We start from the raw sequence: 15,975 nt of genomic DNA, 5'->3' as shown, positions 1-15,975 counted from the left end.
ATGGGAATGAAAATAATTATGGGCCGTGAGGGCCCATAACAAGGGGACATCGGGGAGATTATAAAGAAACGTAAAGTAATCCTGCGAACAAGATCACAATGGCGGGAAGCGGCGCGAAAAAAGCGCGCCAGACGCTGCGCTGTGGGCGGAATCCGAAACCGTGGATCACCCCGGCGCACACCGCCCAAATCAGCAACAGCCCTTCCCAAATCTCCAGCGAGCTGGTTTTGGCGGCGAAACGCGTCGGATCCCAGAACACGCACCCCGCCAAAATCAACGCCAGCACCAGGGAAAGGGCCCGGATCGGGCCCTTGTCGGTGACAGCGTACAGCTTGTCAATCACGGACGAGCTCATCACTTACCGTCTTGCTGAGCTTTGGTCGCTTCGCTCTGCTCAAGCGCCAGCGCCGTGATAATGCCGAAGGCGCAGGCAAGAAGCGTTCCGAGAATCCAGGCAAAATACCACATGGTTTAGCTCCTTATCCTTAGTACAGCGAGTGCTTGTTGTTTTCGATGTAGTTCTTGTCGAGGCGACCGAACATTTTGTAGTACGACCAGCTGGTGTACGCCAAAACGATAGGCACGAAGATCGCCGCCACGACGGTCATCACTTTCAGCGTCAACAGGCTCGAGGTCGCATCCCACATGGTCAGGCTGACGTTAGGCACGGTGCTCGACGGCATCACGAACGGGAACATGGTGACCCCGGCGGTGAGGATGACGCAGGCGATGGTCAGCGACGAGGTGACGAACGCCAGCGCGCCCTTCTCCAGACGCGAGAACAGGATGGTGAACAACGGCAGCACCACGCCCAGCGCAGGCAAGGCCCACAGCAGCGGATACTTGTTGAAGTTGATCAGCCAGGCACCGGCCTGATGCGCCACTTCTTTACGCATCGGGTTGGATTCCGCCAGGGTGTCCAACGCCGACGTCACAACGAAGCCGTCGATGCCTTTCACCAGCCATACGCCCGCCAGCAGGAAACATACCGCCATGATCAGCGTCGCGATCTGTGCCGCAGCGCGTGAACGCAGGTGGATCTCGCCGGTGGTGCGCATTTGCAGGTAGGTCGCGCCCTGAGTGACCAGCATGGTCAGGCTGACCACGCCCGCCAACAGACCGAACGGGTTCAGCAGTTGGAAGAAGTTGCCGGTGTAGAACAGGCGCATGTACTCGTCCATGTGGAACGGCACGCCCTGCAGCAGGTTACCGAACGCCACGCCGAATACCACTGCAGGCACGAAGGAGCCGATGAAGATGCCCCAGTCCCACATGTTGCGCCAGCGGCTGCTCTCCAGCTTGGAACGGTAGTCGAAACCGACCGGGCGGAAGAACAAGGCGGCCAGCACCAGGATCATGGCGACGTAGAAGCCGGAGAAGGCCGCTGCGTAGACCATCGGCCAGGCGGCGAACAGCGCGCCGCCGGCGGTGATCAGCCACACCTGGTTACCGTCCCAGTGCGGAGCGATGGAGTTAATCATCACCCGACGCTCGGTGTCGGTTTTGCCGATGATGCGCACCAGAATGCCGACGCCCATGTCGAAACCGTCGGTGACGGCGAAGCCGATCAGCAGAACGCCAACCAGGACCCACCAAATAAATCGCAGTACTTCATAGTCAAACATACGTGGACTCCTGTTTAGCGCGCTTCCTGCACGGCGGCAGTCGGTTGTTCAAAGTGATAGCGGCCGGTTTTCAGGCTGCTTGGACCCAGACGCGCAAACTTGAACATCAGGTACAATTCAGCCACCAGGAACAGGGTGTACAAGCCGCAGATCAGCCCCATTGAGAACAGAATGTCGCCCGCGGTCAGCGAAGAGTTGGCGACCGCCGTCGGCAGCACCTCACCAATCGCCCACGGTTGACGGCCGTATTCCGCCACGAACCAACCCGACTCGATCGCGATCCAAGGCAGCGGCAAACCGTACAGCGCCGCGCGGTGCAGCCATTTTTTCTGGCCGATGCGGCCGCGGATCACGTTCCAGAACGACAGGCCGATGATCAACAGCATGATCACGCCACAGGCCACCATGATGCGGAAGGCGAAGTACAGCGGCGCCACGCGCGGAATGGAGTCCTTGGTCGCCAGCTGGATTTGCGCTTCCGTCGCGTCGGTGACGTTCGGGGTATAGCGCTTCAGCAACATGCCGTAGCCCAGGTCTTGCTTGGTTTTGTTGAATTCGGCACGCACCGCAGGATCGGTATTGCCGCCGCGCAGCTCTTCCAGCAGCTGGTAGGCTTTCATCCCGTTGCGGATACGCACTTCATGCTGCGCCATCAGATCTTTCAGGCCGGTGACCTGAGTGTCCGTGGAGCGGGTGGCGATCAGGCCAAGCGCATACGGGATCTGAATAGAGAAGGAGTTTTCCATCTTGTCCTGATCGGGAATGCCGAACAGGGTGAAGGAGGCCGGCGCCGGCTGAGTGTCCCATTCCGCTTCGATAGCGGCCAGTTTGGTTTTCTGCACGTCGCCCATTTCGTAGCCGGATTCATCACCCAGAACGATAACGGACAGAATGGCAGCCATACCAAAGCTGGCAGCGATGGCGAAGGAGCGCTTGGCAAAGGCGATGTCGCGGCCTTTCAGCAGATAGTAGGAACTGATACCCAGCACGAACATCGCGCCGCAGGTGTAGCCGGAAGCCACGGTGTGAACGAATTTCACCTGCGCAACCGGGTTAAGCACCAGTTCGGAGAAGCTGACCATCTCCATGCGCATGGTTTCGAAGTTGAAATCCGAAGCGATCGGGTTCTGCATCCAGCCGTTGGCGACCAGGATCCACAGCGCGGACAGGTTGGAGCCGAGGGCCACGAACCAGGTTACCGCCATGTGCTGCACCTTGCTCAGACGATCCCAGCCGAAGAAGAACAGGCCGACCAGCGTCGATTCAAGGAAGAACGCCATCAGACCTTCGATAGCCAGAGGGGCCCCGAAGATATCGCCGACGTAGTGAGAGAAATACGACCAGTTAGTCCCGAACTGGAACTCCATGGTCAAACCGGTGGCCACACCCAGAGCAAAGTTAATCGCAAATAACTTTCCCCAGAATTTGGTCATGTCTTTATAAATTTGTTTGCCAGACAGGACATATACCGTTTCCATAATTGCCAGCAAGAACGCCATACCGAGCGTTAATGGGACAAATAAGAAATGGTACATCGCCGTTAAAGCAAACTGTAAGCGCGACAGTTCGACAATATCAAACATCTTGACTCCTTGCTCCTCGCAGGAAGACTCCGACACGCGGTTATCGGCACGCTTCTTTCAAAGCTGCCAGTAACGCCCCGCAGTGAATGCCCTTAAACACAACAAATTTGATCCAGCTTCTCCGCTTTCAACCGCACACTCGGCCAATAGCCCCTCGGGCCCTCGACAAGCACGCCACTGAAAACCGACAACGGGTAACAAATGCAACAAGATCAACCATCCATAATCACAACATGGATGATACTCGCCCAATCCCACACAATAAATAGGTTTTTACGTGACGTGGGTTAGACTTTTGGTTACAGGTCAAATCTTAGCCGAAAGAGGTACTTCGGGCTAATTTGATCTGAGACAATTTAAGCCTATCCGCATCTTATTTCCATATTCATCAGCACATTTCGCATAATTTTCTTAGGGTCATGTTGCGCAATGGTTTAATTGTTTTTTAATGATATTTTTGTGTTAAATAAATGTAATTTAAAAGAGCCGCCATTGTATTATTACGCGCTTATTATGCGACATAATTAACCTTTTATTTCCAATAAGCCGTGACAGTGATAGCAGTCACAAAACAACAAATCTCTCTCCAATATTAGTCTATTTCTCGCGATGGGATCGTAAAGGTTGCGATTTTGTAGCAAAATGACCACTAATGTTAAAATTACATTGAGTGACAATAACTTATGAAAAAAATCATCTTTGCCTCTGTATTGGGACTCTCGGGAAACGTCATGGCCGCCGAAACGGTAAATATCACCTTGCTGGGTACTTCCGATCTGCACGGCACTTTCGTGCCCTGGGACTACGCCAGCGACACGGAAAATCTGGCGGGCAGCCTGAGCCAGATAGCCACTCAGGTCAAACAGGTGCGGGCCGAGCAGCCCAACCTGATCCTGGTGGACGCCGGCGACACCATTCAGGGCAATTTCGTCGAAACCTTCAAGCATGAGGCCGTCAGCCCGATGATGCTGGGCCTCAACGCGCTCAATTATGATGTCTGGGTGATGGGTAACCACGAGTTCGACTTCGGCCTACCGGTGCTGGCTACGCCGCTCAAGCAGTTCAAAGGCGCGGCGCTGGCGGGCAATATCGTCTGGGACAGCGGCAAGCCCTACCTGCCGGCCTACACCATCGTCGAACGCCAGGGGGTGAAAATTGGCATTATCGGCATGGACACGCCGATGACCGCGGAATTCGCCAAGGGCACCGATCGCATCAAAGGGTTGAACTTCACCGATCCGGTGCAGGCGGTGAAACAGGTCATCAGGCAAATCGACGGCCAGGTCGACGCCATCGTGCTAGTGGCGCATATGGGCATCGACAACGAGAACCAGCGCCCCGGCACCGGCGTGGCCGACATCGCCAACGCCAACCCGGAGCTGGCGGCGATCGTCGCCGGCCACATGCATGTTAAGATCGACAAAGCGGTGGTTAACGGCGTCATCATCACCGAGCCGGATAAATACGGCCGCGCGCTGTCGCGCATCGACCTGCAGTTTGAACGCCGCGACGGCAAATTCACGCTGATCGACAAAAACAGCTACACCTACCCGATCAAAGGGCTGGCGCCGGACAGCGCCATGCAAGCGCTCTACCAGCCGTACCATGACATTTTGCGCGCCAACGCCAACCGGGTCGTGGCGAAGCTGAGCGGCAGCGATCTGGTGCCCGCCGACGAGTTTCGCGGCATTCCCCAGGTTCACGTGCAGGATACCGGCATCAGCGCGCTGTTCCAGCAGGCCGCCCGCCACTATGCGCCGCTGGCTCAGGTGATCGCCCTGCAGATCGACAACGATCGCGCCAAATTGAACGTCGGCGACATCAAGGCCAAGGACATCGCCTTTAACTACCAATACGCCGGCGGCGAGATCACCGTTTATCAGCTCAACGGCAAAGCGCTTAAACGCTACATGGAGTGGTCCGCCGACTATTTCAATCAGCTGCAGCCGGGCGACGTCACCTACAGCTTTAACCCGGCGCGGCGATCGTCCAAATATTCCACCAACGATTTCTTCGACGGCGTCACTTACACCATCGATCTGCGCCAGCCCGCCGGTTCGCGCATCGTCGATCTGCGCCTGGCGGACGGCACACCGGTCACCGACGACATGCCGATCCGCCTGGGCATGAACAGTTACCGCATGGGCCACCTGACGCAAAAGGGCGGCGCGTTGGAGGGGCAATCCTTCCCGGTGCTGTTTGACAGCAAAGCGCAATACGGTGAAGAAGAAGGCACCATTCGCCACCTGGCTCTGCGCTACCTGGCGGAAGTGAAACACGGCCAGTATCAGGGCGTGACGCCGCAGCGCTGGAAGCTGGTCGGCATGGAGGGGTACGAACCGCAGCGGGCGATCGTCAAACGGCTGCTCAATGAAGGCGTTATCCAGGTGCCGACCACCGACGATGGCCGCTACACCAACGTCGCCTCGATCAACGTCAAAGACGCGCTGTTCCGCAACGCCGACGATTACCGCACCGCCCTCACCTCGCTGGAAAAACAGCGGCAAACCGCCGCGGATCCGGTGCAACAGCGCCGCCTGCAGGATCGGATCGCGCTGATCAAAGCACTCAACGATTTCTGATCTTCCCCCATAAAAAAGGCCACCCAATGGGTGGCCAAACATGTCGAGATATTATTATTTCGTACTAAGATCTTAGCGCTTCAGCACCGCTTTTACCGCGTCGCCGATGTCCGCCAGGCTGCGAACGGTTTTCACGCCCGCCGCTTCCAGCGCAGCAAACTTCTCGTCCGCCGTGCCTTTGCCGCCTGCGATGATGGCGCCCGCGTGGCCCATACGCTTGCCTTTCGGCGCGGTTACGCCGGCGATGTAGCCGACAACCGGTTTGGTGACGTGTTCTTTGATGTAAGCTGCCGCTTCTTCTTCAGCGCTGCCGCCGATCTCACCGATCATCACGATCGCTTCGGTCTGCGGATCCTGCTGGAACATCTTCAGGATATCGATGAAGTTGGAGCCCGGGATCGGGTCGCCGCCGATGCCCACGCAGGTGGACTGGCCCAGACCGGCATCGGTGGTTTGTTTCACCGCTTCATAGGTCAGGGTACCGGAGCGGGAAACGATGCCCACTTTGCCCGGCAGGTGGATGTGGCCAGGCATGATGCCGATTTTGCACTCGCCCGGGGTGATCACGCCAGGGCAGTTCGGCCCGATCATGCGCACGCCGGCTTCGTCCAGCTTCACTTTCACGGTCAGCATGTCCAGGGTCGGGATGCCTTCGGTGATGGTGATGATCAGTTTGATGCCGGCATCGATCGCTTCCAGGATGGAGTCTTTGCAGAAAGGCGCTGGAACGTAGATGACCGAGGCAGTCGCGCCGGTCGCTTCAACCGCTTCGCGCACGGTGTTGAACACCGGCAGACCCAGATGCTGAGTGCCGCCTTTGCCCGGGGTTACGCCGCCAACCATTTTGGTGCCGTAAGCGATAGCTTGTTCGGAGTGGAAAGTCCCCTGGCTACCGGTGAAGCCCTGGCAAATTACTTTGGTGTTTTTATCGATTAAGATGGACATTATTTACCCTCCACTGCTGCAACAACTTGCTGAGCCGCATCAGTCAGGCTGGTCGCAGCAATGATATTCAGGCCGCTGTCCGCCAGTTTCTTGGCGCCCAGTTCGGCATTGTTCCCTTCCAGGCGCACCACGACCGGGACGTTAACGCCCACTTCGGCCACTGCGCCGATGATGCCGTCGGCGATCAGATCGCAACGTACGATACCACCGAAGATGTTAACCAGAACCGCTTTCACCTTGTCATCGGACAGGATGATTTTGAACGCTTCGGTCACGCGCTCTTTGGTCGCGCCGCCGCCAACGTCCAGGAAGTTGGCCGGTTCGCCGCCGTGCAGTTTAACGATGTCCATAGTGCCCATCGCCAGACCGGCGCCGTTAACCATGCAACCGATGTTGCCGTCGAGGGCAACGTAGTTCAGCTCCCACTGAGCAGCACGGGATTCGCGCTCGTCTTCCTGCGAAGGGTCACGCATTTCACGCAGTTCCGGCTGGCGGAACAGGGCGTTACCGTCGGCGCCCAGTTTGCCGTCCAGGCACACCAGATCGCCCTGCTTGGTGATCACCAGCGGGTTGATCTCAACCATCGCCAGATCGCGCTCCAGGAACAGCGTCGCCAGGCCCATGAAGATCTTGGCGAACTGGCTGACTTGCTTACCGGTCAGACCCAGTTTGAAGGCCAGCTCACGGCCCTGATAAGGCTGTGGACCCGCCAGCGGATCGATGGTCATTTTGTGGATCAGTTCTGGGGTTTCTTCCGCCACCTTCTCGATTTCCACGCCGCCTTCGGTAGACGCCATGAACACCACGCGACGGGTAGAACGATCCACTACCGCGCCCAGGTACAGCTCTTTATCGATGTCGGTCGCCGCTTCTACCAGGATCTGGTGAACCGGCTGGCCCAGCGCGTCAGTCTGGTAAGTCACCAGACGCTTGCCCAACCAGGCTTCCGCGAAAGCACGGATATCTTCTTTGCTGTTGACGACTTTAACGCCGCCCGCTTTACCACGGCCGCCAGCATGAACCTGACATTTCACCACCCACGGGCCGGAGCCGATTTTGGATGCGGCTTCTTCTGCTTCACGCGGAGTGGTACAGGCGTAACCGGTTGGTGCCGGCATGCCATACCGAGCAAACAGCTGTTTTGCCTGATATTCGTGTAAATTCATGATGTTCTATCCATTCAGTTCTGAAGGTTTTTAGCCGGACCATTATTACGCGGTAAACCGCATGGTTTTCCGGCCACATAGCACAGAGTGCGGGCGCGGCACGCCGCGCCCGGCAAGGGTTACTAGACGTCCAGCAGCAGACGAGCCGGATCTTCCAGCATCTCTTTGACCGTCACCAGATAGCCGACGGATTCTTTACCGTCGATCAGGCGGTGGTCATAAGACAGCGCCAGATACATCATCGGCTGGATCACCACCTGACCATTGACCGCCATTGGGCGATCTTTGATGGCGTGCATGCCCAGGATGGCGCTCTGCGGCGGGTTGATGATCGGGGTAGACATCAGGGAGCCGAATACGCCGCCGTTGGTAATGGTGAAGTTACCGCCGGTCAGCTCTTCAACGGTCAGTTTGCCGTCGCGGCCCTTAACGGCCAGCTCTTTGATTTTCTTCTCGATGTCAGCCATGCTCATGGCGTCTACATCGCGCAGTACCGGCGTCACCAGGCCGCGCGGGGTAGAAACCGCGATGCTGATGTCGAAGTAGTTGTGGTAAACCACGTCGGAACCGTCGATCGACGCGTTCACTTCCGGGAAGCGCTTCAGCGCTTCAACCACGGCCTTGATGTAGAAGGACATGAAGCCCAGACGCACGCCGTGGCGCTTCTCGAAGGCTTCGCCGTACTGCTTGCGCAGGTCCATGATCGGCTGCATGTTGATTTCGTTGAAGGTGGTCAGCATCGCGGTGCTGTTCTTCGCTTCCAGCAGACGCTCGGCAACGCGTTTGCGCAGGCGGGTCATCGGTACGCGTTTTTCGCTGCGGCCGGCCAGAACAGGCTGCGGTGCGGTTTCAGCGGCGGCGGCCGGTTTGGCAGCGGCGCCGCCTTTGGCCAGGTGCGCTTCCACGTCTTCACGCGTGATGCGGCCACCCACGCCGGTGCCTTTGATGGCGCCAGCATCGAGATCGTGTTCGGCGATCAGGCGGCGAATCGCCGGGCTGAGCGCGTCATTGCTTTCTTCTTCCAGGCTCGCGGTAGCGCGCTGTGCAGGCGTGGCTTCTTTCTCTTGGCTCTTCTCAGCGGTCGGCTTGCCGGAGCTGTCGCCCGGACGGATGCGGCCGAGCAGCTGGCGAGACAGCACGGTCGCGCCCTCTTCTTCCACGATAGCATCGAGAATACCCGCTTCACTGGCCGGCACTTCCAACACCACTTTGTCGGTTTCGATTTCAACCAGGACTTCATCACGCTGCACGCTGTCGCCCGGTTTTTTGTGCCAGGTGGCTACGGTCGCATCGGCAACCGATTCAGGAAGGTCAGGAACCAGAATATCTACGCTACTCATTTAGCTTTCCCTTAAGTTTTTTATCATCTGCTTGCCGGCCCTCGGCCGGCAAGCGAGCGAACATTAGTCAATATTCAGCGCGTCGTTCACCAGAGCCTGCTGCTGCTTCTGGTGTACGGACATATAGCCCACTGCCGGAGAGGCGGAGGCCGGACGTCCTGCGTAACGTAAAGAAGCCCCGAACGGCACCACTTCACGGAAGTTGTGTTGGCTGCAGTACCAGGCGCCCTGGTTCAGCGGCTCTTCCTGACACCAGACGAAATCATGCACGTGCGAGTATTGTTCCAGCACGGCCTGCACGGCCTGATGCGGGAACGGATACAGCTGCTCGATACGCACGATGGCCACGTCTTTCTGCTCGTTCTTGCGACGCTGTTCCAGCAGGTCGTAGTAGACCTTGCCGGAGCACAGCACGACGCGCTTGACCGCTTTCGGATCCAAGTCGTCGATCTCGCCGATCGCCGGCAGGAAGGTGCCGTTGGCCAGCTCGTCCAGCGAAGAAATCGCCAGCGGGTGACGCAGCAGCGACTTCGGCGACATCACCACCAGCGGACGGCGCATACCGCGCAGCGCCTGACGACGCAGCATATGGTAAACCTGCGCCGGCGTAGACGGGACGCACACCTGCATGTTCTGCTCTGCGCACAGCTGCAGATAGCGTTCCAGACGCGCGGAAGAGTGCTCAGGGCCCTGGCCTTCATAGCCGTGCGGCAGCAGCATCACCAGGCCGCACATACGGCCCCATTTTTGCTCGCCGGAGCTGATGAACTGGTCGATAACGACCTGTGCGCCGTTGGCGAAGTCACCGAACTGCGCTTCCCAGATGGTCAGCGTGCGCGGTTCCGCCGTGGCGTAGCCGTATTCGAACGCCAGCACCGCCTCTTCAGACAGCACGGAGTCCCAGACCTTGAATTCGCCCTGGCCGCTGTGAATATTCGCCAGCGGAACATAGACGGAACCGTTTTTCTGGTTGTGCACCACCGCGTGACGGTGGAAGAAGGTGCCGCGGCCGGCGTCTTCACCGGAGATGCGGATCGGGATGCCTTCATCCGCCATGGTCGCGTAAGCCAGCGTTTCGGCAGCGCCCCAGTCGAACGGCTTGTTGCCCGCCGCCATCTCGGCGCGGTCAGCGTAGATTTTCGCCACGCGCGACTGCATTTCAATCGCTTCCGGCACGGTGCTGATGCGACGTGCCAGCTCTTGCAGGCGCTTCATCTCAACCTTGCTCGGGTACTCCTCGTCCCACTCATGGTTCAGATACGGTGACCAGGTGAAGGAGTGCAGGTTCATCGGACGCCACTCTTCAACCACGCAATCGCCGCGGTCGAGCGCGTCGCGGTACAGGTTGACCATTTCCGTGGCATCTTCCAGGCTGGCCACTTTCTGCTCGGTCAGCACGTCAGCGTAGATTTTGCGCGGCGTAGGGTGTTTCTTGATCTTCTGATACATCACCGGCTGGGTGGCGCTCGGCTCGTCGGCCTCGTTGTGCCCATGGCGACGGTAGCAGACCAGATCGATCATCACGTCACGCTTAAAGGTGTTACGGAAATCCAACGCCAGGCGGGTGACGAAGGCCACGGCCTCCGGATCGTCCGCGTTAACGTGGAAGATCGGCGACTGAACCATTTTGGCGATGTCGGTGCAGTATTCGGTAGAGCGCGCATCCAGCGGGTTGGAGGTGGTGAAGCCAACCTGGTTGTTGATGACGATACGCACGGTGCCGCCCACTTCGTAACCGCGAGCCTGAGACATGTTCAGGGTTTCCTGAACCACGCCCTGGCCGGTGATGGCGGCGTCGCCGTGGATGGTGATCGGCAGCACCATGTTGCTGCGCGCTTCGTCCAGACGATCGCGACGGGCACGTACCGAGCCCATGACCACCGGGCTGACGATCTCCAGGTGCGACGGGTTGAACGCCAGCGCCAGGTGAACCATGCCGCCTTCGGTTTCCACGTCGGAAGAGAAGCCCTGGTGATATTTCACGTCACCGGTGCCGAGATGTTCTTTATGCTTACCGGCGAATTCGTCGAACAGATCGGCCGGCTTTTTGCCCAGCACGTTGATCAGCACGTTCAGACGGCCGCGGTGGGCCATGCCCAACACCACTTCGCGCGTGCCGTTCTTACCGGCGTGGCGCACCATCTCTTTCAGCATCGGCACCAACGCGTCGCCGCCTTCCAGCGAGAAGCGTTTGGCGCCCGGGAATTTGGCGCCCAGGTAGCGTTCCAGGCCTTCCGCCGCAGTCAGCTCGTTCAGGAAACGGCGTTTTTCGTCGGCGGTAAAGCTGGCGCGCCCCACCACCGATTCGATGCGCTGCTGGATCCAGCGTTTCTCTTCGGTGTTGGTGATATGCATGTACTCAGCACCGATCGACCCGCAATAGGTCTGCTTCAGCGCGGCGTACAGATCGCCCAGCTTCATGGTTTCTTTGCCGATGGCGAAAGAGCCCACGTTGAAGGTTTCCTGGAAATCGGCTTCGGTCAGGTTGTGGTAAGCGGGATCAAGGTCAGGAACTTGCTCGCGCTGCCACAGGCCGAGCGGATCGAGGTTGGCATGCTGATGCCCGCGGAAGCGGAAGGCGTTGATCAGCTGCAGTACCTTGACCTGTTTGGCGTCGGTTTCCGGATCGGTGATGGTGGTATTGTAGCGCGCGGAGTCTTTCGCCAGGCGGCGGAAGTAATCGCGCGTTTGAGAGTGAAGCTGATCGGGTTTGACACCCGCGGTTGGTAGCTGTTGAAAAATGGAACGCCAGCTATCTTCAACGGAACCCGGATCGGTTAAGAAGTCTTCATAGAGCTGTTCTATGTAAGACTGGTTCGCGCCCGCCAGATAGGAGGAATCCAGCCAGGCCTTCATTGCGCCGTTCTGCATCATGATCCCTTAAGCTTTGAAGCTTTAGTTTTCGCCGTGGTTAACATAATTACCGTGATGAATACGGTTTGCCGTAAAACGGTTCACTCGACGTACTTGCGGCCATGACGGCCCGATACGTTCTGTTATGGACCTTGCGGTCCCTTACAAGGAACCTCTAAAAACCGGCGGAAGAACCAGGCTGCATAGCGCCGCAGCCGCGGGTCAGTTTTTAGAGGTTCCCTCCCCTATGGGATGTGCGCCGGAAAAGAGCCCGGCGCAGCATCTCATTCCGTTTATGCGCCGCGTTGCAGCAGCATGGACTTGATATGCCCGATCGCACGCGTCGGGTTCAAGCCTTTAGGACATACACTGACACAATTCATAATGCTATGGCAGCGGAAAACACTAAAAGCGTCGTCCAGATCATCTAAACGTTCTTGCGTTTCCGTGTCACGGCTGTCGATCAGGAAGCGATACGCCGCCAACAGACCGGCTGGGCCAATGAACTTGTCCGGGTTCCACCAGAACGATGGGCAAGAGGTCGAGCAGCAGGCGCACAGGATGCACTCGTACAGACCGTCCAGCTTGGCGCGTTGGTCCGGCGACTGCAGGTGCTCGCGCGCCGGCGGGTTCTTGCCGTCGTTCAGCAGGTATGGCTTGATCTTTTCATACTGGGTATAGAACTGGCCCATATCCACCACCAGATCGCGCACCACCGGCAGGCCCGGCAGCGGACGGATCACGATCTTGCCGTTGCCTTTGCGCAGCGACGAAATCGGGGTGATGCACGCCAGGCCGTTTTTACCGTTCATGTTCAGGCCATCGGAACCGCATACGCCTTCACGGCATGAGCGACGGAACGACAGGGTCGGGTCTTTTTCTTTCAACTGGATCAACGCATCCAGCAGCATCATGTCGCGACCTTCTTCCGCTTCCAGGGTGTAATCCTGCATGTGCGGCGCGTCATCGACATCCGGGTTGTAGCGATAAATGGAAAATTCGAGTTTCATCTGTCGATCTCCGCAATTAGTAAGAACGCACTTTCGGCGGGAATGCCGGGCGCAGCTTCGGTTGCATGTTCACTTCACGACGCGTCATGCTTTCCGATTGCGGCAGATACAGCGAATGGCACAGCCAGTTGGCGTCATCGCGTTCCGGGTAGTCGAAGCGGCTGTGTGCGCCACGGCTCTCGGTACGGAAGTTGGCCGACACGGCGGTGGAATACGCGGTCTCCATCAGGTTATCCAACTCCAGGCACTCGATGCGCTGGGTGTTGAACTCGCTGGAGGTATCGTCCAGGCGTGCGTTCTTCAGACGTTCACGGATCACTTTCAGTTCTTCCAGGCCCTTGGCCATCGCATCGCCTTCACGGAATACCGAGAAGTTGTGCTGCATGCAAGACTGCAGCGCTTTGCGAATTTCGACCGGGTCTTCACCGGAACGGGTGTTGTTCCAACGGTTCAGACGGTCCAACGAGGCTTCCACGTCGGAGTCGCTGGCGTCACGGCTCACGCCCTGCTCTTCCAGCGATTCCTGCAGGTGCATGCCGGCGGAACGGCCGAACACCACCAGGTCGAGCAGCGAGTTGCCGCCCAGGCGGTTGGCGCCGTGCACCGATACGCAGGCGATTTCGCCCACGGCGAACAGCCCCGGGATCACCACGTCTTCGCCCTTCTCGTTCACGGTCAGCGCCTGGCCGGTCACCTTGGTCGGAATCCCGCCCATCATATAGTGACAGGTTGGGATAACCGGGATCGGCTCTTTCACCGGATCGACGTGCGCGAAGGTGCGGGACAGCTCCAGAATGCCCGGCAGACGGGATTCCAGTACCTCTTTGCCCAGGTGATCCAGCTTCAGCTTGGCGTGCGGGCCCCAAGGACCGTCGCAACCGCGGCCTTCGCGGATTTCGATCATGATCGAACGGGCAACCACGTCGCGGCCCGCCAGATCTTTGGCATTCGGCGCATAACGCTCCATGAAGCGCTCGCCGTGTTTGTTCAGCAGGTAACCGCCTTCGCCGCGGCAGCCTTCAGTCACCAGTACGCCCGCGCCAGCGATGCCGGTCGGGTGGAACTGCCACATTTCCATGTCCTGCACCGGCACGCCAGCGCGCAGCGCCATGCCGACACCGTCGCCGGTGTTGATGTGGGCGTTGGTGGTGGACTGATAAATACGGCCTGCGCCGCCGGTCGCCAGCACGGTGGCCTTGGCTTTGAAGTAAACCACTTCACCGGTTTCGATGCAGATAGCCGTGGTGCCGACCACCGCGCCATCCTGGTTTTTCACCAGATCGAGCGCATACCACTCGGAGAAGATGGTGGTGTGGTTTTTCAGGTTCTGTTGGTACAGGGTGTGCAACAGCGCGTGACCGGTACGGTCGGCTGCAGCTGCGGTACGCGCCGCCTGCTCGCCGCCGAAGTTCAGCGACTGACCGCCGAACGGGCGCTGATAAATGCGGCCGTCGTCCAGACGAGAGAACGGCAGGCCCATGTGTTCCAGTTCCAGAATTGCTTCCGGGCCGGTTTTACACATATATTCGATGGCGTCCTGGTCACCGATATAGTCGGACCCTTTCACCGTGTCGTACATATGCCATTCCCAGTTGTCCTCGTGGCTGTTGCCCAGCGCGACGGTAATGCCGCCCTGTGCAGACACGGTATGGGAACGGGTCGGGAAAACTTTGGACAGCAGGGCACAGGTCGAGCCCGCTTGGGAAATTTGCAGCGCGGCACGCATGCCCGCACCGCCGGCGCCGATTACGACGGCATCAAACTCTCTGACTGGCAGTTTCATTTAAGCACCCCACACTACGATTGTTCCGTACAGTAAATAGACCAGCAACGCGACCACGACAGCCAGCTGCAACACCAGGCGAACCGCCAGCGGCTTGACGTAGTCCGTCAGCACCTGCCACAGCCCGATCCAGGCGTGCACCAGAATCGACAGCAAGGTCAGCAGAGTGAACACTTTCGTAATGGAAGTGGCGAAGAAACCGCGCCAAATGTCATAAGTGAGTTCCGGAGCCGTGACGAAAAAGCCCAGGATATACAGGACGTACAGGGTGATGATGATCGCGGAAGCACGCAGCAGCAGCCAATCGTGCACGCCGTTGCGCCCTAATGCAGAAACGTTGTTTACCATACGAGGACTCCAGCCAGAACTGACAGCACGACGGTCAGACCGATCGCCACCTGGGCGGAACGGGTACCGGCGGCCAAACTCTCTTCGATGTAGCCAAAATCCATTAACAAGTGACGGATGCCACCGCAAATGTGATAGGCCAGCGCCGTGAGGATGCCCCAGAATATGAATTTGACGATGAAGCTATTCATGATGGCGGCCGCCTGCAGGAACCCCTCTTGGGAAGAGAGTGACAGGCCCAGCAGCCAGAGGAGGATACCCACGGCAACGAAGGTAATTACGCCAGAGACTCGGTGTAAGATAGACGCTATCGCAGTTACGGGGAACCGGATCGTTTGCAGATCCAAGTTGACAGGTCGTTGTTTTTTCACGTATTTGCCCACACAGCTCTTATTATTTTCCTTCCTCCGGGCCTGGGCGGGGATCAGACAGCGTTAAGAGCCTAAAACCCTTACACGTCACGCGCTCAAACATCAACATCCTCTGTGCTCAAACGGCGCGCATTTATAACGCTGGGTGCTCCTACTTCAGGGTAATCCGGAGACCTGGCGGCAGTATAGGAGGATCACATTCTGATTACAATTCTCATACAACCGCTTTGATAACATTTCCCCCGAACAGTGATTCAGATCACGGATTTCACAATTAGTGCAAAATTAATTATCTGATTTGACAAGAGATCAACATTTCCATTACATATAGGGGCACAAACGGTCCTATGATGCGCTATGGGTCAGCAG

Annotated in this window: 13 protein-coding genes; 1 reads left to right on the top strand and 12 read right to left on the bottom strand. The window is 58.1% G+C overall.

From position 1 onward, the window contains the following. Window positions 1–58: 58 nt before the first annotated feature. From ybgE to cydA, 4 genes are read right to left on the bottom strand one after another with little or no spacing between them, the layout of a single operon-like run. The gene (ybgE, locus tag ACJ8J5_RS15420) at window positions 59–355 is read right to left on the bottom strand and encodes a cyd operon protein YbgE (RefSeq protein WP_025301885.1); all 297 of its coding nucleotides are present in this window, start codon (window positions 353–355) and stop codon (window positions 59–61) included. Continuing rightward, complete coding sequence (gene cydX / locus ACJ8J5_RS15415) at window positions 355–468, bottom strand: cytochrome bd-I oxidase subunit CydX (protein ID WP_004939868.1); 114 nt, start codon at window positions 466–468, stop codon at window positions 355–357. Before cydX ends, ybgE begins: the two co-directional genes overlap by 1 nt. Before the next feature lie 17 nt (window positions 469–485). After that, the gene (gene cydB, locus ACJ8J5_RS15410) at window positions 486–1,625 is read right to left on the bottom strand and encodes a cytochrome d ubiquinol oxidase subunit II (protein ID WP_019454033.1); all 1,140 of its coding nucleotides are present in this window, start codon (window positions 1,623–1,625) and stop codon (window positions 486–488) included. 14 nt (window positions 1,626–1,639) lie between these two features. After that, window positions 1,640–3,208 (bottom strand): cytochrome ubiquinol oxidase subunit I, encoded by a 1,569-nt coding sequence (gene cydA / locus ACJ8J5_RS15405; protein WP_019454034.1) that lies wholly within the window; start codon window positions 3,206–3,208, stop codon window positions 1,640–1,642. 683 nt (window positions 3,209–3,891) lie between these two features. Between cydA and ACJ8J5_RS15400 the strand changes: the two genes are divergently transcribed. Next, on the top strand, window positions 3,892–5,790 hold the full coding sequence (locus ACJ8J5_RS15400; RefSeq protein WP_414105068.1) for a bifunctional metallophosphatase/5'-nucleotidase: 1,899 nt from the start codon (window positions 3,892–3,894) through the stop codon (window positions 5,788–5,790). Window positions 5,791–5,862: 72 nt separating this feature from the next. On the opposite strand, the gene sucD is transcribed toward ACJ8J5_RS15400, so the two are convergent. From sucD to sdhC, 8 genes are all read right to left on the bottom strand, one after another. Further along, complete coding sequence (gene sucD / locus ACJ8J5_RS15395) at window positions 5,863–6,735, bottom strand: succinate--CoA ligase subunit alpha (RefSeq protein WP_004939878.1); 873 nt, start codon at window positions 6,733–6,735, stop codon at window positions 5,863–5,865. After that, window positions 6,735–7,901: an ADP-forming succinate--CoA ligase subunit beta gene (gene sucC, locus ACJ8J5_RS15390; protein WP_025301883.1), complete on the bottom strand. Its 1,167-nt coding sequence runs from the start codon at window positions 7,899–7,901 to the stop codon at window positions 6,735–6,737. Before sucC ends, sucD begins: the two co-directional genes overlap by 1 nt. Before the next feature lie 122 nt (window positions 7,902–8,023). Beyond that, window positions 8,024–9,241: a 2-oxoglutarate dehydrogenase complex dihydrolipoyllysine-residue succinyltransferase gene (gene odhB / locus ACJ8J5_RS15385; protein ID WP_025301882.1), complete on the bottom strand. Its 1,218-nt coding sequence runs from the start codon at window positions 9,239–9,241 to the stop codon at window positions 8,024–8,026. 63 nt (window positions 9,242–9,304) lie between these two features. Continuing rightward, a complete protein-coding gene (gene sucA / locus ACJ8J5_RS15380) occupies window positions 9,305–12,112 on the bottom strand; it encodes a 2-oxoglutarate dehydrogenase E1 component (RefSeq protein ID WP_025301881.1) in 2,808 nt (935 codons plus the stop codon). 275 nt (window positions 12,113–12,387) lie between these two features. Next, the gene (locus ACJ8J5_RS15375; protein ID WP_025301880.1) at window positions 12,388–13,104 is read right to left on the bottom strand and encodes a succinate dehydrogenase iron-sulfur subunit; all 717 of its coding nucleotides are present in this window, start codon (window positions 13,102–13,104) and stop codon (window positions 12,388–12,390) included. A gap of 16 nt (window positions 13,105–13,120) precedes the next feature. Further along, entirely contained in the window at window positions 13,121–14,887 is a 1,767-nt protein-coding gene (gene sdhA, locus ACJ8J5_RS15370) for a succinate dehydrogenase flavoprotein subunit (protein WP_015376974.1), read from the bottom strand. Continuing rightward, on the bottom strand, window positions 14,888–15,235 hold the full coding sequence (gene sdhD, locus ACJ8J5_RS15365; RefSeq protein WP_004939891.1) for a succinate dehydrogenase membrane anchor subunit: 348 nt from the start codon (window positions 15,233–15,235) through the stop codon (window positions 14,888–14,890). Then, on the bottom strand, window positions 15,229–15,618 hold the full coding sequence (gene sdhC, locus ACJ8J5_RS15360) for a succinate dehydrogenase cytochrome b556 subunit (protein ID WP_004939893.1): 390 nt from the start codon (window positions 15,616–15,618) through the stop codon (window positions 15,229–15,231). Before sdhC ends, sdhD begins: the two co-directional genes overlap by 7 nt. Between the last annotated feature and the right edge of the window lie 357 nt (window positions 15,619–15,975).

Source organism: Serratia sp. CY43202, assembly GCF_052168755.1.
GTDB lineage: Bacteria > Pseudomonadota > Gammaproteobacteria > Enterobacterales > Enterobacteriaceae > Serratia > Serratia bockelmannii.
This window is presented reverse-complemented; position numbering and strand designations above follow the sequence as displayed.

Coding starts and splice junctions, on each gene's coding strand:
- cydA (WP_019454034.1), bottom strand. CDS start 3,208: ATGTTTGATATTGTCGAACTGTCGCGCTTACAGTTTGCTTTAACGGCG.
- sucC (WP_025301883.1), bottom strand. CDS start 7,901: ATGAATTTACACGAATATCAGGCAAAACAGCTGTTTGCTCGGTATGGC.
- odhB (WP_025301882.1), bottom strand. CDS start 9,241: ATGAGTAGCGTAGATATTCTGGTTCCTGACCTTCCTGAATCGGTTGCC.
- sucA (WP_025301881.1), bottom strand. CDS start 12,112: ATGCAGAACGGCGCAATGAAGGCCTGGCTGGATTCCTCCTATCTGGCG.
- sdhA (WP_015376974.1), bottom strand. CDS start 14,887: ATGAAACTGCCAGTCAGAGAGTTTGATGCCGTCGTAATCGGCGCCGGC.
- cydB (WP_019454033.1), bottom strand. CDS start 1,625: ATGTTTGACTATGAAGTACTGCGATTTATTTGGTGGGTCCTGGTTGGC.
- ybgE (WP_025301885.1), bottom strand. CDS start 355: ATGAGCTCGTCCGTGATTGACAAGCTGTACGCTGTCACCGACAAGGGC.
- ACJ8J5_RS15400 (WP_414105068.1), top strand. CDS start 3,892: ATGAAAAAAATCATCTTTGCCTCTGTATTGGGACTCTCGGGAAACGTC.
- sdhD (WP_004939891.1), bottom strand. CDS start 15,235: ATGGTAAACAACGTTTCTGCATTAGGGCGCAACGGCGTGCACGATTGG.
- sucD (WP_004939878.1), bottom strand. CDS start 6,735: ATGTCCATCTTAATCGATAAAAACACCAAAGTAATTTGCCAGGGCTTC.
- cydX (WP_004939868.1), bottom strand. CDS start 468: ATGTGGTATTTTGCCTGGATTCTCGGAACGCTTCTTGCCTGCGCCTTC.
- ACJ8J5_RS15375 (WP_025301880.1), bottom strand. CDS start 13,104: ATGAAACTCGAATTTTCCATTTATCGCTACAACCCGGATGTCGATGAC.